Origin of the sequence: Arthrobacter sp. 08Y14, from assembly GCF_002929455.1 — a bacterium.
GTDB lineage: Bacteria > Actinomycetota > Actinomycetes > Actinomycetales > Micrococcaceae > Arthrobacter_B > Arthrobacter_B sunyaminii.
The window spans coordinates 1,034,520-1,057,134 of record NZ_PJIX01000001.1 but is presented as its reverse complement, the minus strand read 5'-3'; the positions used below and the strand labels follow the sequence as shown (position 1 = coordinate 1,057,134).

General features: G+C 62.5%; 21 protein-coding genes, 1 tRNA gene and 1 pseudogene. 13 read left to right on the top strand and 10 right to left on the bottom strand.

What is annotated here, in order from left to right; all coding sequences use genetic code 11:
* Positions 1-126: 126 nt before the first annotated feature.
* A tRNA-Met gene (locus CXR03_RS05055) sits at positions 127-203 on the bottom strand.
* A 97-nt stretch (positions 204-300) separates the two neighbouring features.
* Here CXR03_RS05055 and CXR03_RS05050 point away from each other — a divergent pair.
* Entirely contained in the window at positions 301-1,182 is an 882-nt protein-coding gene (locus tag CXR03_RS05050; RefSeq protein ID WP_104102348.1) for a metal-dependent hydrolase, read from the top strand.
* 6 nt (positions 1,183-1,188) lie between these two features.
* Here CXR03_RS05050 and CXR03_RS05045 read toward each other — a convergent pair whose 3' ends face one another.
* From CXR03_RS05045 to CXR03_RS05035, 3 genes are read right to left on the bottom strand one after another with little or no spacing between them, the layout of a single operon-like run.
* Positions 1,189-3,588, bottom strand: a complete 2,400-nt coding sequence (locus tag CXR03_RS05045; protein WP_104102346.1) for an excinuclease ABC subunit UvrA — start codon at positions 3,586-3,588, stop codon at positions 1,189-1,191.
* Positions 3,589-3,631: 43 nt separating this feature from the next.
* Positions 3,632-4,003 carry a VOC family protein gene (locus CXR03_RS05040; protein ID WP_104102345.1) on the bottom strand — a complete coding sequence of 124 codons (372 nt, stop codon included), beginning with the start codon at positions 4,001-4,003 and terminating at the stop codon, positions 3,632-3,634.
* A gap of 29 nt (positions 4,004-4,032) precedes the next feature.
* Entirely contained in the window at positions 4,033-4,434 is a 402-nt protein-coding gene (locus CXR03_RS05035; protein WP_237685606.1) for a VOC family protein, read from the bottom strand.
* Positions 4,435-4,649: 215 nt separating this feature from the next.
* Between CXR03_RS05035 and CXR03_RS05030 the strand changes: the two genes are divergently transcribed.
* Positions 4,650-5,129, top strand: coding sequence for a nucleoside deaminase (locus CXR03_RS05030; protein WP_104102344.1), 480 nt, complete (start codon positions 4,650-4,652; stop codon positions 5,127-5,129).
* A 32-nt stretch (positions 5,130-5,161) separates the two neighbouring features.
* Here CXR03_RS05030 and CXR03_RS05025 read toward each other — a convergent pair whose 3' ends face one another.
* Positions 5,162-5,692: a GNAT family N-acetyltransferase gene (locus CXR03_RS05025; protein ID WP_104102343.1), complete on the bottom strand. Its 531-nt coding sequence runs from the start codon at positions 5,690-5,692 to the stop codon at positions 5,162-5,164.
* Between the two features lie 135 nt (positions 5,693-5,827).
* On the opposite strand from CXR03_RS05025, the gene rlmN reads away from it, so the two are divergent.
* Complete coding sequence (gene rlmN / locus CXR03_RS05020; RefSeq protein ID WP_237685545.1) at positions 5,828-7,081, top strand: 23S rRNA (adenine(2503)-C(2))-methyltransferase RlmN; 1,254 nt, start codon at positions 5,828-5,830, stop codon at positions 7,079-7,081.
* 272 nt (positions 7,082-7,353) lie between these two features.
* Here rlmN and CXR03_RS05015 read toward each other — a convergent pair.
* A pseudogene (locus tag CXR03_RS05015) lies at positions 7,354-7,764 on the bottom strand (VOC family protein); the annotation flags it as partial.
* Between the two features lie 915 nt (positions 7,765-8,679).
* On the opposite strand from CXR03_RS05015, the gene CXR03_RS05005 reads away from it, so the two are divergent.
* The 3 genes from CXR03_RS05005 (at position 8,680) to CXR03_RS04995 (ending at position 10,130) form a co-directional block, all read left to right on the top strand.
* Positions 8,680-9,186, top strand: a complete 507-nt coding sequence (locus CXR03_RS05005) for a GrpB family protein (RefSeq protein WP_181034490.1) — start codon at positions 8,680-8,682, stop codon at positions 9,184-9,186.
* Between the two features lie 151 nt (positions 9,187-9,337).
* Positions 9,338-9,865: a GNAT family N-acetyltransferase gene (locus tag CXR03_RS18820; RefSeq protein WP_104102339.1), complete on the top strand. Its 528-nt coding sequence runs from the start codon at positions 9,338-9,340 to the stop codon at positions 9,863-9,865.
* Positions 9,866-9,941: 76 nt separating this feature from the next.
* Positions 9,942-10,130 carry a hypothetical protein gene (locus CXR03_RS04995; RefSeq protein WP_104102337.1) on the top strand — a complete coding sequence of 63 codons (189 nt, stop codon included), beginning with the start codon at positions 9,942-9,944 and terminating at the stop codon, positions 10,128-10,130.
* 818 nt (positions 10,131-10,948) lie between these two features.
* Here the strand turns inward: CXR03_RS04995 and CXR03_RS04985 are convergent.
* Both CXR03_RS04985 and CXR03_RS04980 read right to left on the bottom strand, forming a co-directional pair.
* A complete protein-coding gene (locus tag CXR03_RS04985) occupies positions 10,949-11,416 on the bottom strand; it encodes a hypothetical protein (protein ID WP_146070458.1) in 468 nt (155 codons plus the stop codon).
* A 143-nt stretch (positions 11,417-11,559) separates the two neighbouring features.
* On the bottom strand, positions 11,560-12,111 hold the full coding sequence (locus CXR03_RS04980; protein ID WP_146070457.1) for a hypothetical protein: 552 nt from the start codon (positions 12,109-12,111) through the stop codon (positions 11,560-11,562).
* A gap of 863 nt (positions 12,112-12,974) precedes the next feature.
* Here CXR03_RS04980 and CXR03_RS18815 point away from each other — a divergent pair.
* Complete coding sequence (locus tag CXR03_RS18815; RefSeq protein WP_104102331.1) at positions 12,975-13,526, top strand: GNAT family N-acetyltransferase; 552 nt, start codon at positions 12,975-12,977, stop codon at positions 13,524-13,526.
* Between the two features lie 295 nt (positions 13,527-13,821).
* Here the strand turns inward: CXR03_RS18815 and purB are convergent, their stop codons facing one another.
* Positions 13,822-15,243 carry an adenylosuccinate lyase gene (gene purB, locus CXR03_RS04970; RefSeq protein ID WP_104102329.1) on the bottom strand — a complete coding sequence of 474 codons (1,422 nt, stop codon included), beginning with the start codon at positions 15,241-15,243 and terminating at the stop codon, positions 13,822-13,824.
* Positions 15,244-15,476: 233 nt separating this feature from the next.
* On the opposite strand from purB, the gene CXR03_RS04965 reads away from it, so the two are divergent.
* Positions 15,477-15,764 carry a hypothetical protein gene (locus CXR03_RS04965; RefSeq protein ID WP_104102327.1) on the top strand — a complete coding sequence of 96 codons (288 nt, stop codon included), beginning with the start codon at positions 15,477-15,479 and terminating at the stop codon, positions 15,762-15,764.
* The gene (locus tag CXR03_RS04960; RefSeq protein ID WP_104102325.1) at positions 15,765-17,132 is read left to right on the top strand and encodes a hypothetical protein; all 1,368 of its coding nucleotides are present in this window, start codon (positions 15,765-15,767) and stop codon (positions 17,130-17,132) included.
* Here the strand turns inward: CXR03_RS04960 and CXR03_RS04955 are convergent.
* Positions 17,109-17,507 (bottom strand): phage holin family protein, encoded by a 399-nt coding sequence (locus tag CXR03_RS04955; RefSeq protein ID WP_104102324.1) that lies wholly within the window; start codon positions 17,505-17,507, stop codon positions 17,109-17,111. The two genes, CXR03_RS04960 and CXR03_RS04955, sit on opposite strands and share 24 nt — an antisense overlap.
* A gap of 104 nt (positions 17,508-17,611) precedes the next feature.
* Here CXR03_RS04955 and CXR03_RS04950 point away from each other — a divergent pair, with 104 nt between their 5' ends.
* The 4 genes from CXR03_RS04950 to CXR03_RS04935 all read left to right on the top strand — a co-directional run bounded on the left by CXR03_RS04950 (position 17,612) and on the right by CXR03_RS04935 (position 22,579).
* The gene (locus tag CXR03_RS04950) at positions 17,612-18,751 is read left to right on the top strand and encodes a histidinol-phosphate transaminase (RefSeq protein WP_104102322.1); all 1,140 of its coding nucleotides are present in this window, start codon (positions 17,612-17,614) and stop codon (positions 18,749-18,751) included.
* Between the two features lie 256 nt (positions 18,752-19,007).
* A complete protein-coding gene (gene pdhA / locus CXR03_RS04945) occupies positions 19,008-20,102 on the top strand; it encodes a pyruvate dehydrogenase (acetyl-transferring) E1 component subunit alpha (protein ID WP_104102842.1) in 1,095 nt (364 codons plus the stop codon).
* Positions 20,099-21,073, top strand: coding sequence for an alpha-ketoacid dehydrogenase subunit beta (locus CXR03_RS04940; protein ID WP_104102320.1), 975 nt, complete (start codon positions 20,099-20,101; stop codon positions 21,071-21,073). The genes pdhA and CXR03_RS04940 overlap by 4 nt, the downstream gene beginning before the upstream one ends.
* A 45-nt stretch (positions 21,074-21,118) precedes the next feature.
* The gene (locus CXR03_RS04935) at positions 21,119-22,579 is read left to right on the top strand and encodes a dihydrolipoamide acetyltransferase family protein (RefSeq protein ID WP_104102318.1); all 1,461 of its coding nucleotides are present in this window, start codon (positions 21,119-21,121) and stop codon (positions 22,577-22,579) included.
* The last annotated feature ends 36 nt before the right edge of the window (positions 22,580-22,615 follow it).

Sequence of the window (22,615 nt, the reverse complement as noted above, 5' to 3'; positions counted from 1 at the left end):
CGCACCGCCCTTGAGTAGAGTCCCATTGGTGCTGAAACCTACCGGAGGCGGTGTGATGCCGACAACCGTCCTGTCCGCTTAAACAAAACGGTCCCCACCGGTTTTCACCGATGGGGACCATCTTCTTGGTTGCGGGGGCAAGATTTGAACTTGCGACCTCTGGGTTATGAGCCCAGCGAGCTACCGAACTGCTCCACCCCGCGTCGTGCTTAGAACTCTACCCCCATGCGAGCCGGAAAGAAGAATCCAGTGACCGCCGTCACGCTCGAGGCGGCAATGTTTCCTCGGTAGGGTGGGGCTGTGAGCCTGCCTACCGTAGATACAACTGTCACCTATCCCGCCGGCGCCGTGGAGTCCTCCGGCACCGTGCTGCACATTTCAGACGCCGACGGCGCCCGCGTGGTCCTGCTGGACACCACCGCCGTACATCCGGTGGATGCCGGGTGGCCGGACCAGGGCGCGGACCGTGCGGTGCTGACCACTGCCGACGGCACCTCTCATGAAATCCGCGACGCCGTGGTGGCTGCCACCGACGGAACCGATCTGTTCCTGGGCGCGGATGTTCCGGTGAAGAAGGGCACCGAAGGATGGGCATTCACGGTTGCCCACCTGCTCCCGGCCGGCGCGGCAGTGCGGGAAGGGGACTCCGTCCGGGTCGAGGTGGATGAGGCCTACCGGAGCGCTCTTTCCACGGGGCACACGGCCTGCCACCTGGCGTCGCTGGCCCTGAACCGGCACCTTGCCGGAGCCTGGAAAAAGGACGTCCTGAGCGACGCTGCCGGCAACCCGAACTTTGACGCCCTGGCCATCGAGACCTCCACCATCACCGAGCACGGCTCCACCGACGTGTACCGGCTCGGCAAATCCCTGCGCCGCAAGGGTTTTGTCCCGGACACCCTGCTGGCGGACCTGCCCGCTGCGGAAGCCGGCATCAATGCCATCCTGGCGGACTGGACCGCCGCCGGTGCCGAGGTTCGGATCGAGTGCGACGGCGTCGGCCTCACCGACATGCGCCGCTGGGCCGTTGACCTGCCCGGGGGCACTGTTTCCATTCCCTGCGGCGGAACGCACGCTGCCTCCCTGAAGGAGACCGGCGGCATCCAGGTCACACTCACTGCAGAAGAAGGCGACGGCGCGGTAACCGTCACCATGGACACCATCTGCGTGCAGCCGGCCGGCTAAGACAGCTCAGGCGCCCACATAAGCCGCCAGATGCTGGCCGGTGAGCGTGGTTTTGCCGGCCACGAGGTCCGCCGGGGTGCCCTCGAAAACTATCCGGCCGCCGTCGTGCCCGGCACCCGGGCCCAGATCGATAATCCAGTCGGCGTGCGCCATTACGGCCTGGTGGTGCTCAATGACAATCACCGATTTACCGGAATCAACCAGCCTGTCCAGCAGCCCCAGCAGCTGTTCCACGTCCGCGAGGTGCAGTCCGGTGGTGGGCTCGTCCAGGACGTAGACAGTGCCCTTTTCGGCCATTTGGGCGGCCAGCTTCAGCCGCTGCCGTTCTCCGCCGGAGAGCGTGGTGAGCGGCTGGCCCAGGTGCAGGTAGCCCAGGCCGACGTCGGCGAGCCGAACGAGGACCCGGTGGGCTGCCGGGGTGGAGGCTTCACCGCTGCTGCCAAAGAAGAGCTCGGCGTCGGTGACGGACATGCCGAGCACTTCGGAAATGTTTTTGCCGCCCAAGGTGTATTCCAGCACGGCCGCCTGGAAACGCTTGCCTGCGCATTCTTCACAGGTGGACTCCACCGTGGCCATCACGCCCAGATCGGTGAAGATCACGCCGGCCCCGTTGCAGACCGGGCAGGCGCCCTCTGAATTGGAACTGAACAGTGCGGGCTTGACGTTGTTGGCTTTCGCGAAGGCCTTGCGGATGGGTTCCAGCAGCCCGGTGTAGGTGGCCGGGTTGCTGCGCCGGGACCCTTTGATGGCGCCCTGGTCAATGACGACGACGCCGTCCCGGCGGGCCACCGACCCGGAGATCAGCGAACTTTTGCCCGAACCTGCCACGCCGGTGAGCACACAGAACACGCCCAGCGGGATATCAACGTCGACGTCCCGGAGGTTGTTCGTCTCGGCGCCGCGGACCTCCAGTACGCCGTCGGGGGCGCGGACACTGTCCTTCAGGCGTGCCCGGTCGTCAAAGTGATTTCCGGTAACGGTGCCGCTGTTGCGAAGATCCGCCACCGTGCCTTCAAAACAGACCGTTCCGCCGTCGCTCCCGGCTCCGGGACCCAAATCGATGACATGGTCGGCGATGGCGATGGTTTCGGGTTTGTGCTCGACGACCAGCACGGTGTTGCCCTTGTCCCGCAGTTGCAGGAGCAGCCGGTTCATCCGTTCGATGTCATGCGGATGCAGGCCGATGGTCGGTTCGTCAAAAACGTACGTCACGTCCGTCAGTGAGGATCCGAGGTGGCGGATCATCTTGGTGCGCTGGGACTCCCCGCCCGAAAGCGTTCCCGAGGGCCGGTCCAGGCTGAGGTAGCCGAGACCGATTTCAGCGAAGGAGTCCAGCAGGTGCTGCAGCCCGGCCAGCAGCGGTGCCACTGACGGCTCGTTAAGGGTGCGGACCCATTCCGCGAGGTCGGAGATTTGAAGGGCGCACGCGTCGGCGATGTTCCTGCCGTTGATCTTCGAGGAACGGGCCTCGGCGCTGAGCCGGGTGCCGCCGCACTCGGGGCAGGTGGTGAACGTGATGGCCCTATCCACAAACGCGCGGATGTGCGGCTGCATGGCCTCCGGGTCTTTGGACAGCATGGACTTCTGTATTTTGGGAATCAGCCCCTCATAGGTCAGGTTGATGCCGTCCACCTTGATCTTGGTGGGTTCCTTGTAGAGCAGGTCGTGCAGTTCCCGCTTCGTGAACCTGGCGATCGGCTTGTCCGGATCGAAGAAGCCGGTGCCGCTGTAAATGCGGCCGTACCAGCCGTCCATGCTGTAGCCGGGGATGGTGAGCGCGCCTTCATTCAGGGATTTGCCGTCATCGTAGAGTGCTGTCAGATCGAAGTCAGTCACGGACCCCATTCCTTCGCAGCGCGGGCACATGCCGCCGAGCCGGTTGAAGGTGGCCTTCTCTGCCTTGGTCCGGCCGCCGCGTTCCACGGTGATGGCTCCGCTGGCCTTCACCGAGGGGACATTGAACGAATACGCGTTGGGGGAGCCGATCTGCGGCTGGCCGAGCCGGCTGAAGATGATCCGGAGCATGGCGTTGGCGTCTGTGGCGGTGCCCACGGTGGACCGCGGGTTGGCTCCCATCCGCTCCTGGTCCACGATGATGGCCGTGGTCAGCCCCTCCATCAAATCAACATCCGGGCGGGCCAGATTGGGCATGAAGCCCTGCACAAAGGCGCTGTAGGTTTCGTTGATCAGGCGCTGCGACTCCGCCGCAATCGTGCCGAAGACCAGCGAGCTCTTGCCGGAGCCGGAGACGCCGGTAAAGGCAGTGAGGCGGCGTTTGGGGATCTCAAGGCTGATCCCCCGGAGGTTGTTTTCCCGTGCTCCGGAGACCCGGATCACGTCCTGGCTGTCGGCTGCATGCACAGACGGGGAGCCGGTTTGCGCTGCGGTTCCTGGAGTGATGGCCATGCCCGTGGGTTCCTTCGGTAAGTGTCAGTACTTCCGCCTGAGGCTACAGGTTCCCCTCCCACGGCTCGCCGTCCCGGCATAAAAAATCCCACAAGTGCCCATCCGGATCCGCGGCCCTTCCCAGATAGACGCCCTTGTCCCGGAGCCGGGCACGGGACACCACCCTGCCGCCGCTCGGCGCGCAGGCGGCGAGAATCTCATCCACCTCGCCGCGGGTGGGAAACGCCAGGGCCGTGCGGCCTTCCTGGCTGAACGGCCTGGGCAAAAGCACCAGCACAATGGCGGCAGAAATGTTCAGGGCCGAGAGATCAACATTGCTGAGCCGCTCATTGAGGGTAAAGCCCAAGCCCATGTAAAAGCCGGTGGACCTGTCCAGGTCGGACACCGGGAGGTGCGGATAAATGACGGGATACAAGCGAAGCCCTCCCAGGCCCTGCCGGGTCTCTACTCGGGGATGGACGGATCCATCCACATGAACTCCCAGACGTGCCCGTCCGGGTCGGTGGCGGCGCCGGAATACATGCCCGGCATCTGTTCGCGTGCGGGTTGAAACACGGCTCCGCCGTTCTTCGCGGCGTTCGCCAGGAAAGTGTCCACTTCTTCGCGGGTGTCGCAGCTCAGGCAGTTCAGCACTTCCTTGCCCGCCGCGCGCAGGTGCGGGGTGTCGCCTTCGGGAAGGAACCCCGAGAAGAACTCCTGGTGAAGCAGCATGACAACAATGGTGTCGGAAATGATCACGGCGGCGCAGTCGTCGTTGCTGAACTGGGGGCTCTGCTTGAATCCCAAACCCAGATAAAACTCAGTGGATCTGCGAAGGTCGGCAACAGGGAGATTGGGGAAAATCATGCGCTCCACGGCCATGTCCTTTCGAAGGTGCAGCCATCCGTCCCCCTCTAAGAACGCTGTCACAGCTGCGCTGCCCCGTCCAGAGCCGGATCACGGTGCAGCCCTTTACCGGCCTGCGATGTTAGCCTTGTGCTGCCGAAGGCGGGCACCGCATGGTGCTATCTACCTGGCAGATCCGGCAACTGTTGCCGCCATCCGCGTTCAAGGAGATATCCATGACCACCAGTGACGCTCAGTACCTTGCCCGTGCCATCAACCTGGCCACCGCCAACGTTGCCGCCGGCGGCGGTCCGTTCGGCGCCATCGTCGTCACGGCCGACGGTTCGGTTTTTGAGGGCCTCAACCGGGTCACCGCCAACAATGACCCAACGGCGCACGCCGAAGTGACGGCCATCCGGGCCGCCGGTGCCGGCACCGGAACCCACAACCTCAGCGGCGCCGTGCTGTACACCAGCTGCGAACCCTGCCCCATGTGCCTGGCGTCTTCACTCTGGGCTCGTTTGGACCGTGTGGTTTTTGCGGCGGACCGCCATGATGCGGCCCGCGCAGGCTTCGATGACGCTGTGTTCTACGAGTACTTTGAGATGCCGGTTGGGGAGCGCTCGCTTCAGGTGACGCAGGCTGCGGCTCAGGACGTGCCGGCAACCGCCCCGTTTGAGGCCTGGACTGTTGCGGAGAACCGCATCGACTACTGACGTGCGGCTGCGCTCGGCCGGTTGGCCACGCCTCAGCCGAGCCTGCCCCAGGGAGCGGACGCCGGAGGGATCGGCGGCCGGACGCCCGGGCCGATGGTCTTCGCGAAGCACACCGAGTCCGCCACCTCGGCGTAGGGGCCGAAGTTGGGCACCACGGTGTAGCCGCCGTGCCGGTAAAAGCGCTGGCCGTCGGGCTGGGCCGACCCTGATTCGGCGGCGATGACGGCATATCCGGCGGCCCGCGCCCGATACTCCAGGGCGGTCAGCACGGCGGTGGCTACGCCGGAACCCCGGGCGTAGGGAAGAACATAGATCCGTTTAATTTCGGCCGTCGAGTCATCCAGCCGCCGCAGCCCGCCGCAGCCAAGCGGCTGGCCGGAGCTCTTCTCATACGCAACGAGGAAAACGGCCACGTCTTCGGCGGTGGGCGGCGCCGGTTCGGGTGCGGATGTTCCCCAACGGCTGTTCAATTCTGCCTGCTGGGCGGCGCGCAGATCAGCGCCCACGGGGTTGCTCCAGGGCACTTCGCGGATGGTGAGGTGCGGGGGCTGATCGGCAAGCATGGGGCCTCCTGCTGAGGGTGCTCCGGAACGGGATTTTCCTTCAATCTAGGGGTGTGCCGTTTCAGCGGTGTTTCAGCTGCATGGCAAGTTGGCTAAGAGAAGCGGAGAATCCGGATGCATGCAAAAATGGAAGGGATGACTTCCCTCGATACTTCCCCCGCAAACCCGTCCAGGCCGGTTGGTACCTCCAAGGCCCAGCTGCAGGCACGGAAGACGCAGGTGCGGCCCGCCACCGAGGGCTGGGAACAGGCCAAGGAACCCGACGGCCGACCGCTGCTCCAGTTCAAGTCCCCGCGGGTGTCGCAGCCCCCGGTCCATCTGGCTGACCTGACTCTGCCCGAGCGCCAGGCCAAGCTTAAAGAACTGGGCCTCCCGGCGTTCCGTGCCAAGCAGCTCTCAGTGCATTACTTCCAGCACTACACCACGGACCCCGAAGCCATGAGCGACCTCCCCAAGGAGCGCCGCGATGACCTGGTGAAGGAAATGTTCCCGACGCTGCTCACCGAGGTCAAACGCCTGACCACGGACAACGGCGACACCATCAAGTTCCTGTGGCGCCTCTTCGACGGTTCCCTCGTGGAGTCCGTCCTGATGCGTTACCCCGGCCGTATCACGCTGTGCGTGTCCAGCCAGTGCGGCTGCGGCATGAACTGCCCGTTCTGCGCCACCGGCCAGGCCGGCCTGACCCGGAACATGTCCACCGCGGAAATTCTGGACCAGATTGTCCAGGCCAACCGGGTGATCAAGGAAGGCGGCCTCGGCGGCAAGCGCCGCGACGGCGGGCATGACGCCGAGCGCGTCACCAACATTGTCTTCATGGGCATGGGTGAGCCGCTGGCCAACTACAAGCGCGTGATGAACGCCGTGCACCGGATGGCCGCCGAGGTTCCCGAGGGCCTGGGCATGAGCGCCCGGAACATCACTGTTTCCACCGTGGGCCTGGTGCCGGCCATCAACAAGCTGGCCGAGGAGAACATCCCGGTGACCTTCGCGCTGAGCCTGCACGCTCCGGATGACGAACTGCGTGACGAGCTGATTCCGGTGAACAGCCGCTGGAAGGTGGACGAGGCCCTGGACGCCGCGTACAACTACTACCGCGTCACCGGCCGCCGCGTCTCGATCGAATATGCGCTGATCAAGGACATGAACGATCATCCGTGGCGCGCGGACCTGCTGGCCAAGAAGCTGAACTCCCGCGGCCGAGGCTGGGTGCACGTGAATCCGATTCCGCTGAACCCGACGCCGGGTTCCATCTGGACCTCGCCGGAACCGCACGTGACCCGCGAGTTCATCAACCACCTGATCGACGCCGGCATCCCCACCACGCTGCGCGACACCCGCGGCAAGGAGATCGACGGCGCCTGCGGTCAGCTGGCTGCCGCGGACTAAGAACCCGGAAACCCGTGGGCGGGTAGGGGCATCAGCCCCTACCCATCGTGGGCCGCGTGCCAGTTATTGTGCAACATCTGGTGCTCAGCTGCGACAAAGGCCCCGCACCTCCGGCACGTTAAATGTGCTGCGCGTGTTGCTTTCTCATACTGGTCGAGGACCTCTACCGGCTGAACGCCTAGATACCGCTGAATCTTTGCCGTGAATTCCATGGGGCCAGTCTGCCTGTGAACGGGCCACTGCCCAAATGCGGAGTCCTGAGACTGCTTCAGCCCACGAAAGATGCAGAACGGGTGCCCGGCCGGATCCGCGTAGACGTATAACGGCTCATCGGGATCATCTGTCCGGTCGAAAAGGAGTTCAGCGCCCAGCGCCATTGCCCTGGCATGCTGGTCTTCGAGTGCCTGCCGGTCGGGAACGGTGAGGTCCAGGTGCATCTGCATGGGCACATCAGGCCGGGGCCAGGTGGTGCGCTTCAGGTATTCTTCCTGCTGGAAGGCGAGTTGGCGGTTCCCGTGCGCATCGGTCAGCACGAGCCAATCGACGTCGTCGTCCGCACCCTGCGGTGGGGGTTCATCTCCTCTGCGGTACTGCAGCCCTAGCAGTTGGCGGTAGAACTCCGCCAGTCCCCGCACATCGGGTGTGTCCAAAACGGTGTGGAGCAGCTGCGGGAATTCGATCATGGGCCCACCATAACGGCGCCGGGACTTTGGAAGTGACAGCAAGAGCTCCGGTCGCTTAGTCCCAGACAGTTGAGGGTGATGGAACGTGCACGCAAACGTTGGTGGTCTCAACCGGCACCGTTTCCGTGAACGCATGCAACAGCACGGGCCATAACGTTTGACCCACGCTCATCGGACCCGTTTGCGGGCGGGATATATGCACATGCTCGGCGCCGGTCGCGAACGTGGCGACGTCCCCGGAGGGGAATCGGCGGCAGTATGTCGCGCTGAGCGACCCCCTGCTGGGACACTTGGCGATGCTGTTAGTCGGGCCGCGAGGCCATAACGTCTCGAGGTAGAGTCAGGCTGCCGGTGCGCGACTCGAACTCTCAGATCTGGTCCAAATCCGACAGAGCCACAAAGCCAGAGAAAGGTAGATCATCAAGACTATCCGGGGGATCAAACGACTATTCATCGAGCTGCCCCAACCGGCGAGGACATTCCAGAGGTGTTTCATCGGTTTTTTCCTGGGTGCTTTTCTTCTCCTGGTCATAACTAGAGTGAACTGGTTTGCCCTCGGCCTGAGTGTGTCTGGTGTCTTCGTTTTCCTGTTTGGACTGCACGTGTTCCGAGACCTCAACGGAACTGCCAGCACATGGTCGAAGATCTATAAGGAGAGCCACGGGATCAGCCCAGATGGCTTCACTTTCGCCGACGTACCCACCATAAGAGGCATGGGATTCATGTACATGATCATGGGCGTATTCTTCGTGGCCATGGGGATAGGCTTATCGATTTCCTAACCCGGCGCTGTTCTCGCCAGTCGAGCATGAAAGGTGACGCCCCATGGCCGGTAAAGGATCCGCTAAGCACTGGGTGAAGCTTGTTCTACAGCGCCTGCAGCAGCCAGGATGGGGCCTATGCAAAGATGACTCCATGACACCCGATCAACCTGTTTTCCTCGTTCCGAGCCGCTACTCCGAATGGACGGGAATGGCGGCTGAAATGATGGACAAGATCCGTCAACAGGTCCACGGTGTCCATCTGGAGCACATTGGTTCCACTGCCGTGCCTGATCTTCCTGCCAAGGATGTTGTGGACATCCTTGTTGGTGTCGAAGCAGATAGAGTCAGCAGCGTTTCACAGCATCTCGCCACGATCGGGTTCGATCTTGAAGGTGAACGCGATCACCATTGTTGGCTTAGTCATCCTTCCAGATCATCCCGTACCTACATTGTTCATGTAGTGGAATACGAAAGCCTGCCGTGGCGCAGGCGCATTAGCTTTCGTGATCTACTCAGGTCCGACGAAAGCGCCCGTGCTGAATACCTTCATACCAAGGTCGGCGCCGCGAAAGCAGCAAGAAACTGGGATGACTACACGCAGTCCAAGACCTCTGTTGTTTCCAACTTGCTGACTGGTAGTGCCTCCGAGAAAAGCTAATTACTCAACCAACACAGCTGTTCCGGGAAGAAATGACCACGTTGATCCTGCGGACGACGAGGGCGGAGCGGTGGAGGATCGGCTCACGAGTTGAGGAAGACACTCACCGGTATTCGCCCAACCGGTGGGCCGGAGCGTATAGCGTCTTGGCATGACCGCCCTGACAACCCCCGAAGCTACCTTGTATCCCGCGTGGCTTGAAGCACATCGCGAGTGGGGTCCAGGCCTACACGAAGACGGTTTCGGACTGTCGACCAGCGACGACGTCACAGCGCTCCCTGGCTTCGTCTCCTGGTTAAGACGACTTTCCGACGACAAACAATGCACGTATTGGTGGATCACAGAAGACGATCAGGTCCTCGGCGGAATCGCACTGCGGCACGCATCCCATCCGCTCATACCGCGAGCCGGGCACATCGGTTATGGAATTCGCCCATCAGCGCGCAGGCGTGGCCTGGCTATGTGGGCAATAGGTCAAATAGTCGAAAGAGCGCACATGATCGGCATGAATCAGGTCATGGCGGTCTGCGCGTCCACCAACACCGCATCAATAAGAACTCTCGAGCACCAGGGTGGCGTTCTGGATCAAACAGCACACGAGAGCGCCGTCAGGCGCTATTGGATCCAGACCCGATCACCGCACGAGTCGGCTAACCAGGGCCACTGTGCTCTGCAGTGAAGGATACGTAAAGAGGAACTATATGTACCTCGACTACGGGTTTGTTGTTACAGCTCCACACCGGTAGACATAACTCATGAGACCGAACACCCCTATCGCGAAAACCCTATTCATCATCAGCACCGTCGCCGCAATAGTCATATTGACTTATCTGTGGGTCCAGTTCGACAACACATCCCCGGTGATCAAGGTGTTCTTCTCCCTCTTTGTCGTCGGCATCATCAGCTTCAATGCGCGACGAGCGTTCTCAACCCGCAAACCCTGACCCGCATCTGACCAAGTCGTCCCCTACTTCTTAGAAAAGCGAGTTCCCGTATGCAAGAGAACACCGTTGTGGCGGTCCTTTCGATCATTCCGCTTGCTCTAGGCACCATCTTGATTGTGATGCGCACAAAAATAGCTGCAATGAACGCCCAAGCTCAACGATCGTTCTTTGGCAAAAGTGGGGATACCAGATCTCAGCGGTCAACCCCTACAGCCATCATGTTCGTAGGATTCGTTGCCATAGCCATTGGAGCCTTCGCGCTCATTGCCGCCCTATCCGGAGCTCAGTTCTAGTGATATTCGCTTTCGACTAACGCGGCGCTGAGGGACCGGCTTATGTACAGCCTTCGGGCTCGGTCTGGGGATAATCACGGGCGGGGCAGGTCTGGCAGCGTCTTTGGGTGGGGCTGTGGAGTAAGCATAGCCACAGGAACCTTTTCGGATCGGGCAACAGATAATGCAGAGAACGAGCAAAACATACGTGGCGGACTAGACTCCATGGGCTTCCTCGAAAATATCGCAGAAATCGAGCACAGATGGTGGGAGAAAACTAATGCAGGGAAATAGCATTCCTAGGCATACCAACTATGAACGCGGCCGGATATGGGCCTGGTCACAGACAGCTACCGGAGCCTTAGTCTTCCTCGCAACCGTCTATATGTGGGTGAATGGCGGTCCGTGGTACGCAATGCTCATAGGGCTAGGCGTCATTGCGCTCGGAGTTTTTCAGATCTGGAACAACAACCGTCAGCACCATGGTGGCCCATAAGGGATCGGCTAGTGGAATGGCCTGCGAAAAGGATCGGCATACTTGTTGGGTCAGCTGAGGGGTGGCCGACGGTCATTCATTGCAGTCAGTAGGTCGTTCAGTTTGAAGATTGCCTCGTCGATCCATTCATCGTCGATCCAAAAACGGACGCCAGTGGTCTGCTTGTTCGTGGTCTCTGCGCGTAATAGGCGTTGAGAGCCGCTTGGATGTGTGGCTGGGCGAGCATGAAGGACGTCGTTTCTGATTGCTGCAGCCGCGTAGAGCGCGCGGTACACCGCAATCAGATACTCCTTCGTTGGCCCGCCCGTCATCTCGGTGGTCGCCGCCTTGATTTTGGCCGCAATGCCTGACGTCATCTCCGGCTCTAGTTGATCGAGCAAGAGAGCTTCTGGCACATCGGCCTCAAGCCGATGGATGTCACCGAGGATCGTCCACTCCATCGAGGACATCGTGTACGCGATTTCACCGATACGGGCGAGATAGCTCGGCTCGGGAAGGGCAACCCGCGAATGTTCCATGACGAAAGCATAGTCGGAGTCGTGGCACCGGAATTCCAACGGGCTGAGACTCCAGAGAGAGTCCGTTAAAAGGTGTAACAGCAAAGCACCCCTCGCCGTACGCTTCATCTCCGGGCCCAGGTTATTTCACCGGACGTGCTTGTTTAGTGCCTCAGGTGTTTCGGTAACTGCGCGATGAGCTGATGGTAGACCGCAGTTCGTCCCTCGTGAGCTGCACCGACCTGCACCGCGGGAGCGACGCTTACGTGCGCATACAACTCGATGACGGTCCCTTGAACCCACCAGACAGCAGACCGGTTGCCGTGTCGATCAGTACGCTCGTCCGGCGAAGGGCCGAACACAGCAGAGATGCCGTCCCGGACGGCGTCATAGCCGGCAATGACGTCCGCCGAGGAAAAATTCTCCGAACCCTCATAAACAAAAAGGTTCAGGGAGAAGAGGTCATCGTTCAACGCGTCCCAGGAGGCGTTCTTCACTTCGCAACCAGGCACGTCAAACCGCCCCTGAGCCACACCTGGGGCTGCCTCGTCATCGGGCTCCGCCGGCGAGCCCAATACGCAACCAAGACGTGCGAAATAGCTACTGAATCTCTCTAACCCTGAGGGCCACTGCTCGCCCACGATCCGCTCCATCAGCCGCATAACCATTTCAGGAGGTGGGTCAAGGGAATCACCGGACCGGGACGACGCGCTCATGGTTGAACGATAACGCCGCAATCCTTGTCGAAACGACTTCCAATCAAAACCAGTAGTCCAGGCAAAGGGATCGGCTTGCGGGCAGGCGTTGAGGAAGGTCGACCCTTCAATGGAGCCATGGAAAACCTAGCGGGTTCAGAGATGCGCATCTGGAAACAGTTTCGAAATCGTGGAGTAACGGAGTGAACGGTAAGTTCGCGGGTTGCACTGAGATTTCCGCCATGACACGGACAGGCTCGGTGCTAACAAACTGGCACTCTGTAATCAGTCCGAGAATGGGGTCCAGATAGCTGGGCATCCTGGTGAAACCCTTGCTGGGGAGTATGTACACCACTCCTGCCTTGATAGGAGCCTGGCCGTTCTCATTGGCCGCGAATGAGACAAAAATGCGCCGCTCGGATGGGTCCCCGGCACTTGCGCCCGGGTAGAAGCAGGCATTCAAGAAACCTCGGCAGGATGATGAGCGGACGGCGTATGCGATAGCCCAGGTTGGGTCTTCGGTCGCATAGACGGCTGTCGTTTTTGAGAACTCGTCGAGGCTGTAGTCGACGGGCGCCCGAGGTTCGAGAATTGAGAGGCCTGGCGTCTGTGAACCATGCAGCAGAAAGTTATTAGTTGCGACTAGTTGCGCAAGTTGAGTCCAAGTCGTGTCTCCGCTGGTTGGGGCTGGCACGTGCCATGAGGTATCCACGACGCGAACGTTAGCAGGAAGCCGCCCGGTATCTTAGGGGCGCATGCGCTGGGAGGCAACAATCTGTTGGCGGGATAGGTGGTAGCGGCGGCGACCCACTGGCGGACCATACTGGGACACTGAATAGATTTCAGAAGCAACGCCTGAAGGGGGAGCCATCATCGAACAGGTCATGCAAACGTCAAGTGGTCGATTGGCCTTGCGTCCACCTGTTCCTAGCGATGTGGGCGAGCTGTTCCGGATGTACTCAGACACTCGTCTCATTGATTGTGACCCCATGCTCGCTCACACCTCGATCACACATACACAAGCAGTCCTCCGCCGCCGGATCGCTGAGTGGCAACAGCATGGGCACGGATTGTGGGTACTGGAAACCTTGGAAGGCGCCTCATCGGGTGAGCTGGTCGGCATGGGTGGCTGTCAGCTGCTGACAGCCACCGCGTGGAATCTATCCTTTAGCCTGCGGCCCCAGAGCTGGGGGCGCGGCTACGCTCAGGAAGTCGCCATAGCTGGCATCGAATATGCACGGGCGACACGTCCTGACTTTCCCGTAACGGCGGTTGTCGCGAAGCCCAACGCACGCTCCCAACGTGCGATCGAACGAGTGGGACTTCGCAAACAATGGGAGGGGCCGGACAACTCTGACCCCGACCCAGCGGCAATGATGTTGCTGTACGCCGACCGCGTGTTATCCCATGATCAAATCTTGACGCTAACTCACTAACCACCGGTAGACGTCTTCGATCCCTATGTCTAAGAAGCCACTCGCCCCAAAGCAGCCTGGAGGTCCTTGCTCGGATGCTCTGGTTGCGTGAGGGACAGCCAATGGGGGAGCCGACGAGGCTGACGTCCAAGTCAACGCTTGGTTGTTACGCAGAGGGATCCATGGCGGGCACGTTGAGCCGGACATTTTCCTGATCCGGCACCACAGGTATTTCACGGCTTCGGGGCCGTTGAACGACGACGGCGGGAGGCCGGGTTTTGCAACCCGGGCTCCCGCCGTCGTCGTACGTTTTGGACTACTTGGTGACGTGGTCTACCAGGGAATCGGCAATGCCGATGTACTTGCCGGGGGTGAGGTCCAGCAGGCGGGCCTCAGCCTTGGCGGGCAGCCCCAGGCCGGTGACAAATTCGCGCATCCGCTCCGCGTCCACGCGGTGGCCGCGGGTCAGTTCCTTGAGGCGCTCATACGGGTTCTCCATGCCGGGAGCACCCGCGATGGCCTCGGCGCGCATCACCATCTGGATTGCTTCGCCGAGCACCTCCCAGTTGGTGTCCAGATCCGCGGCGAGGACGTCGTCGGCCACATCCAGCCGTTCCAGGCCCTTGGCCGCGTTGGAGATGGCCAGCACGGAGTGGCCAAAGGCCACGCCGATGTTGCGCTGGGAAGAGGAGTCGGTGAGGTCGCGCTGCCAGCGGGAGGTCACCAGCGTGGAGGCAAGGGTGTCCAGCAGGCCGTTGGAAATCTCCAGGTTGGCCTCGGCGTTCTCGAAGCGGATCGGGTTGACCTTGTGCGGCATGGTGGAGGAACCGGTGGCGCCGGCAACCGGGATCTGCTTGAAGTAGCCAATGGAGATGTAGCTCCACACGTCCGTGCAGAAGTTGTGCAGGATCCGGTTGAAGCGGGCGATGTCCGCGTAGAGCTCGGCCTGCCAGTCGTGGGACTCAATCTGCGTGGTGAGGGGATTCCAGGTCAGGCCCAGGCCCTCCACGAAGCTGCGGGCCACCTGCTCCCAGTCGGCGCCGGGCACCGAAGCGTAGTGGGCGGCGTAGGTGCCGGTGGCGCCGTTGATCTTGCCCAGGTACTCGGTCTTCTCGATCCGGCGCAGCTGGCGGGTGAGCCGGTGCGCAGTGACAGCCAGTTCCTTGCCCAGCGTGGTGGGCGTAGCCGGCTGGCCGTGGGTGCGCGAGAGCATCGGCACGGAACGGGTTTCTTCGGCCATGACGGTGATTCGGTCCACCAGGTCATGTGCTGCGGGAAGCCACACGTTTTCCACTGCACCCTTAATACCCAGGGCGTAGGAGAGGTTGTTGACGTCCTCGGAGGTGCAGCCGAAGTGCACCAGGGCCGTCAGGTTTTCAATGCCGACCGCTGCCAGCCGGCGGCCGATGTAGTACTCCACGGCCTTCACATCGTGGACGGTGACCTGCTCAATCTCAGCCAGTTCCGTGATGGAGGCGCCGTCGAAGCCGGTGACGATTTCGCGCAGCTGTGCCTGCTGCTCTTCGCTGAGCGGGGAGGTGCCCGGCAGCACGGAGTTGGAGGTGAGGTGGATCAGCCACTCCACTTCCACGTGCGTGCGGTCGCGGTTCAGGGCCGCTTCAGACAGGTAGTCCACCAGCGGTGACGTGACGCCGCGGTAGCGGCCGTCCAGCGGGCCAAGGGCAATGGCGGGGGTGACGGAGGCAAGGGGGACGCGGGGAGCAGCGGATTCAGCCATGCGGTAATTCTTTCATGTTCCACCGGGGCCTCCCGCTCTGTGACATAGGCGCTCTGTGACATAGGAGGGTCGGGACCCGGTCCTTGTCCTCCACAGGGCCGCGTGCACTGTGACGACGGCGAATGCTCCTCCCCATCCCCAGCCCGGAAGAACAACTGGAGGACCGGACATGAAAGAACTGAAACGGCAATCGCTGAACGGGTGTTCAGCCCGCCAGAAAAGGGAGGTGGCTGATGGACAGGTCTGCGGAGTCGATTGTGGTCAACCCGCGCGACGTCTACGCTGCGGGCGAGGCAGCCGCTTGGGTCGCCAGTGCGGTGAAGGACCTGGCGGGTATCGAACAGGATCTGCCGGCCCTCATCCGGATGGACTGGTATTCCCCGGCGGCGGGGGAATTCACGGCCCTCCTCCGGCAGCACATCAGGAACGTGTCGACCACGCTGGAAGATCTGAGAACCTGTGCTGAGGCCGTTGCCCGGCATGTGGAGGAAATCCGTGCCTCTGGTCATGAGGTGTCGTAGATGTCTTATCAATGGTCCACGGAAGACAATGCCGCGGCGGGAATCCATGTCCGGGGCGGTGCACACGGCCTGACGGTGGAATACGGGGAGCTGGAGTCAGTGGCCGGTGCGTTGGAGGAAACCGTTGGACAGCTCACCTCCCTGCGGTCCGGATGCATGGAGATGTATTTGCTGCTCGTTGGAACGAGCGCGGTGCACATCCACGCCCGTGAGGCAGCCGGCGCTGCGGAGCTCGTCATCAAAGGCCTTTCCCGGAACCAGCAGGAGCTGGAGGAAGCAGCCGTTGATCTTCGCCGGGCTGCCCGGAATTATCTGGACACGGAAGGGCGGTTGGAAGAAGCGATTTCGTGGCTGGCCGTCGGCGTGCCGGCGGGGATCGAAGTGTGGCGGAGAGGCGGTGGCGGCTTCCCCGAGCGCAGTGTGAGCGAACTGATGGTTCCGCCGTTTGACGGCTTTCTCATTGAAAAGTTGCTGGAGCGGCTGGCAGAGGGCAGGTTCGGAGAGCTTAGGCCGATCGAAGTCACCGCGCTGGAGGACAGCGGGGCGCCGGTTCCGCTTGCCGGATCGGCCCGGGGTTTGCTGGAACGTTCAAAAACCCTGCTGCACGGACCGGAACGGGGTGTGGTGGAAATACTCACCGTGGACGAGGGGGAACGCCGTGTCCGGATTGTCACCCTGCCCGGCATGCAGGACTCGGGCAGCCTGATGGTGGGACCAAACCCCTTTGACATTTACGGGAACGCGGAGGGCCGTGCCCGGGACAGCCAGTATGTTGCCGATGCCGTGGCGGACGCCCTGCGGCAGGCGGGAGCCTCGGCAGAGGACGCGGTCATCCTCGTCGGCTACAGCCAGGGCGGGATCCACGCCGTGAATACCGGAGCACGCCTGGCAGAGTCGGGAGAATTCTCCGTTGAGATGGTGGTGACAGCGGCCGCGCCCGCCGGGGACAGGAACACGCCGGATGGAGTGAAAGTGCTCCATCTGGAGCACTATCAGGACTGGGTCCCCGGCGCGGACGGAACCCTGAACCCGGACACCGCCGACCGGGTTACGGTGACGGGACGGACCGCGGTTCCCGCGGATGCCAGGCGTGACGGACTGGGGCCGGCGCATGACCTGGACCTCTATTTGGAGCTGGCCGACCAGACGGATGCCAGTGAAGACCCGTCCTTGAAGGATTCGCTGGGATACCTCGCGGACATCATTCCGCCCGCATCAATTGCCACGAGGAGCCTCTTCAGCTTTGCCCGGAAACCGGCGTCCACGCCTTCGAAGAATTCGGCCGGCCAGGCGAAACGAGCGCCCGTTCCCGCGCCAATGCCTTCTCCGCGGGCACCATCCCCGCTACCGGCGGGTCCCGGTCAGTGAACCGGCCACCATGGAGACCAGGCTGATGACGATTGAGGCGAGTATGGCGGTCCAGAAAAAGGAATCCACGCTGAAATCAACCGGGGTGTAGCTGCTCAGCCAAGAGGTCAGCATGAGCATGGCCGCGTTGACGATAATCGTGAAAAGTCCCAAAGTCAGGATGGTCAGCGGCAGAGTGAGAAGCTTGACGACCGGCCGGATCAGCGCGTTGACAATACCGAACAGCAGGCCAATAAAGAGGAACGCCAGCACCAGATCAATGGTGGGATTGCCGGTGACGGCGTCGCCCGCTTCGAAGACCGTGATGCCGGGAAACAGCCACGCGGCCACATACAGGGCGAGGGCATTAATCATGATTTGGATCAGGAAGCGCATGGCTCCATGCTGACACAGCCGCATGCTCAAGACGCGGAGGGGGGCATGGACCAGCTTCAGTGTTCCAAATCACCCACTGGTGGAAGGCGACTAGGCTTAAGTCCATGACGACCACCGAAAAGGACACCGACGCCGCTGAGGTCCGGACCCCCGAGATCCGCCCCCGAAACGTGATGGGGAAGCTGCCCCGCTACGCCGCGGGCAAGCCGGCGGCGATTATCGAGGGGCTGCAGAGCTACAAGCTGTCCTCGAATGAAAACCCATTTCCGCCCCTTCCGGCCGTGCTTGAGGCCATCAGTAACAGTCAGGACATCAACCGGTACCCGGACCCGTTGTCCACGGCCCTGCGTACTGAACTCGCGGCGTTCCTGGACGTGCCGGCTGAGGACATCGTCACCGGCGCCGGCAGCTTGGGTGCCCTGAGCCAGCTGCTTTCCACGTTTGCCGGACAGAACGAGCACGGCGTTCCGGACGAGGTCATCTACCCGTGGCGCTCCTTCGAGGCGTATCCCATCAGTGTGGGGCTGTCCGGAGCGGACAGTGTGCAGGTGCCGCTGCGGGCGGACGGCACTCATGACCTGGAAGCCATGGCGGCGGCTATTACCGACCGGACGCGCGTGATCCTGCTGTGCACGCCCAACAACCCCACCGGTCCGGCTTTGACCTCCGTCCAGGTTGAGGACTTCCTTGCCCAGGTGCCCGCTGACGTACTGGTGGTGATCGACGAAGCGTATGAAGACTTTGTCCGGGATCCGGAGGCCGTGAACGGGATCGAGATGTACCGGGAACATTCCAATGTTGTGGTGCTGCGGACGTTCTCGAAGGGTGCCGGACTGGCAGGCCTGCGCGTCGGGTACTCCGTGTCGCACCCCCCGGTGACCCAGTACCTGCGGGCGGCGGCGGTGCCGTTTGCCGTCTCCCAGCTGGCGGAAACAGCTGCCGTTGCCTCACTGCAGCACCACGGTGAACTTGTGGAAAGAATACAAGGACTCGTCGAGGAGCGGACCCGTGTTGTGGCGGGTTTGAAGGCGCTCGGATGGCGGATACCCGAGGCACAGGGAAACTTTGTCTGGCTGGATTTGGGGGAGAATACCCCCGAGTTTGCGGCACTGGCGGAGCAGCAGGCCCTGGCGGTGCGGGCGTTCGGCACGGAGGGTGTCCGGGTCACTATCGGTGAGCAGGAGGCCAACACTCGATTCCTCGCGCTATGTGCGACCTATACAAAGGGACCCGGGGTTTCCTAGCGTGTCCTGACTGCGGACCGGGACGCGGCCCTCGTTAGGCTGGGGAGGTACGTTCCGCATATATGCCGCAGTGGTGATCTATTCCTTCTGAGGCATATGTATCTAGCGCGGGGTAGGTCGCTGACCGCCCCGGCGAGGAGTAAGCATGGATCTGAAGCACCTGGCTGTCCGGTCGGAGGCAAACGCTTCCGGCCTGCCTGAAGACGAGGCAGGCAACGCGGACATCGGCATTCTGGGCAGGGAGGCCGATCCGGCCATGGTGCAGATGCTCAGCCCGGAGGGTGAGCTTCTCCTGCAGGGTCCCTACGGTGCCTATGCTGCAGAGCTGGACGCCGAAGATCTTCGCGGCATGTACCGGGACATGTACACAATCCGCCGCTTCGACCAGGAAGCCACGGCGCTGCAGCGCCAGGGTGAACTGGTGATGTGGGTGCCGATGACCGGGCAGGAAGGCGCGCAGATCGGCTCCGGCAGCGCCCTGCAGCCGCAGGACTATGTCTTCCCCACGTATCGGGAACACGGCGTCGCACTGACGCGGGGCCTGGAACTGTCTTCGCTGCTGCGCCGGTTCCGCGGTGTATCCCACGGCGGTTGGGACCCCAGCGAAACAAATTTCCACCTCTACACGCTGGTCCTCGCCGCACAGGTGCCTCACGCCGTCGGCTACGCCATGGGCATGGCCCGTGACCGCAAGCTGGATCCGCAGCTGCCCGAGGCCGCCACGGTGGCCTACTTCGGTGACGGTGCCAGCTCCGAGGGCGACGTCCACGAAGCCATGGTCTTCGCAGCTTCCTACGACGCGCCCGTGGTGTTCTTCTGCCAGAACAACCACTGGGCCATCTCGGTGCCCACCGAAGTGCAGTCCCGCATTCCGCTCGCCAACCGGGCCAAGGGTTACGGTTTCCCGGGCATCCGCGTGGACGGCAATGACGCGGTTGCCGTTCGGGCCGTCACGAGCTGGGCGCTGGAACACGCACGCTCGGGCAAGGGGCCGGTGCTGATCGAGGCCTTCACCTACCGGATGAGTGCCCACACCACCGCCGACGACCCCACGAAATACCGTCTCAGCGCCGATGAGGAAGCCTGGATCTCGCGTGATCCGCTCACCCGGCTGGAGAAGCACCTCCGTGCCGCGGGACTGGCGGATGACGAATTCTTCGAGACGCTGGCGGCGGAAGGACAGGCCATGGCGGAGAAGCTCCGTCAGGACGTGCTTGCCATGTCATCACCGGGGTTTACGGATGCCTTTACCGACGTCTACGCCGAAGCACACCCGCTGATCCAGGAGGAACTGGAGTTCCACCGCCGCTACGAGGCCGGCTTTGCCGACTCCCAGGAGCCCACCGCATGAGCACGATGACCATGGCCAAAGCCATTAACGCCGGACTGAGGGCAGGACTGTCACAGAACCCCAAGTCGCTGCTGATGGGCGAAGACATTGGCGATCTGGGCGGCGTTTACCGCGTAACCGAAGGGCTCAAAGCGGACTTTGGCGCGGACCGGGTAATGGACACTCCGCTGGCGGAATCCGGGATCATCGGTACCGCTATCGGTCTCGCGCTGCGCGGCTACACGCCTGTCTGCGAAATTCAGTTTGACGGCTTTGTCTTCCCCGGGTTCAACCAGATCACCACCCAGCTGGCCAAGATGCATTCGCGAAGCGAGGGAGCCCTCAGCGCGCCGGTGGTTATCCGGATCCCCTACGGCGGCGGAATTGGATCCATTGAACACCACTCGGAATCACCGGAAGCACTCTTTGCCCATACGGCAGGGCTGCGGATCCTTACCCCGTCCAGCCCCCAGGACGCCTACTGGATGATCCAGCAGGCCATGACCTGCCTTGATCCGGTGATCGTTTTCGAACCCAAGCGCCGCTACTGGCTGAAGGGCGACGTCGACACGGAAAAGCCCTCGGGTGATCCGTTTGCGGCCCACGTTCTGCGCGAAGGCACGGACGCCACCATCGTGGCGTATGGACCGCTGGTGCCGGTGGCCCTCGCCGCCGCGAAGGCCGCTGAGGAAGACGGACGCAGCATCGAAGTGATTGACCTGCGCTCCATCTCGCCGATCGATTTCGACACCGTCACCGAGTCGGTCCGCAAGACCGGCCGCCTCATCGTTACCCACGAAGCCCCCACGTTCGGCGGAATCGGCGGGGAGATCGCGGCCCGGGTAACCGAACGCGCGTTCCTGTCCCTGGAGGCACCCGTAATCCGTGTCGGCGGTTTCCACATGCCGTATCCGGTGGCCAAGGTCGAAGAGCACTATCTGCCGGACATTGACAAGCTGATGGATGCCCTGGACCGGTCTTTCGCCTACTAACCTCCGGCCGCCAAGCAGTTTGCCGCACACAAAGATTGAGAAACCATGACTGAAAGAACGTTCCACCTTCCCGACGTGGGCGAGGGCCTGACCGAGGCCGACATTGTCCAGTGGAAGGTTCAAGCCGGCGACACCGTGGCCGTCAATGACGTCATCGTTGAGATTGAGACGGCAAAATCACTGGTGGAGCTCCCCTCGCCCTACGCCGGCACCGTGTCTGCGCTGCTGGTGGAGGAGGGGCAGACAGTGGATGTCGGAACGCCCATCATCAGCGTCACGGCCGGTTCACCGGCCCAGGAGAGCGGCCAGCAGCCCGGGGCGCCCATGACGCCCGCGCCCGTTCCGGCGGCAGCCGACGACGACGGGCAGCCCAGCGCTTCCCTCACCGGCACAGGCCCCAAGGCCGACGCCGTGAAGCGGCGGCCACGGACCGGCCGGACTGCTCCTTCGCCCGTCAGCCAGCCGGCCCCGGCTGCACCGGCTCCCTCACCCGCGGCACCCTCACCCGCGGCGCCCTCACCCGCGGCGCCGTCGCCGGCACCGAACCCCGGGCGTTCACTCGATGCCCGTACGCCGGCCGTCGCTGCTGCAGGCGCCGCGGTGCAGGACACCCTCTCCCGCCTGATCCAGCGGGTGCTGGCCAAGCCGCCGGTGCGCAAGGCGGCGAAGGACCTCGGCATCAACCTGGCGGAAGTGCCGGCAACCGGCGCCAGCGGCGAGGTGACCAAGCAGGACTTGATCAGCTACCAGGCGCAGCGCGAAGCCGAGCAGAAGTCCGCGGATACCTTCTGGGCAGGCGCGCAGAAGCCCCGTGACGAGCGGATTGAACGCATCCCGGTTAAGGGAGTGCGCCGGGCTACGGCCAAGGCCATGGTGGACAGCGCATTTTCCGCACCCCACGTCAGCATTTTCGTGGATGTGGACGCCTCACGGACCATGGAGTTCGTCAAGCGGCTGAAGGCGTCACGGGACTTTGACGGCATCAAGGTCTCACCGCTGCTGATCCTGGCAAAGGCCGTGATCTGGGCTGCCGCCCGCAACCCGTCGGTCAACGCCACCTGGGCCGGGGACGAAATCCTGGTCAAGCACTTCATGAACCTCGGAATTGCTGCCGCCACGCCCCGCGGACTAATGGTCCCGAACATCAAGGACGCCCAGGACCTGTCTCTGAAGGAACTGGCGATTGCGCTCAACTCCCTGGCGACGACGGCGCGGGCAGGGAAAACCCCGCCGGCGGACATGTCGGGCGGAACCCTCACCATCACCAACATCGGTGCCCTGGGCATCGATACCGGCACACCCATCATCAACCCCGGTGAAGTGGCCATCGTGGCCTTCGGGACCATCAAGCAAAAGCCCTGGGTGGTGGACGGCGAAGTCGTTCCGCGCTGGGTGACCACCCTGGGCGGATCCTTCGACCACCGGGTGGTGGACGGTGACCTTTCCGCGCGTTTCATGGCCGACGTCGCGTCCATCCTGGAGGAGCCTGCACTGCTGCTGGATTAGGCAGCGGAGAAGCCAAACGCACAGCAGGCACTGTAT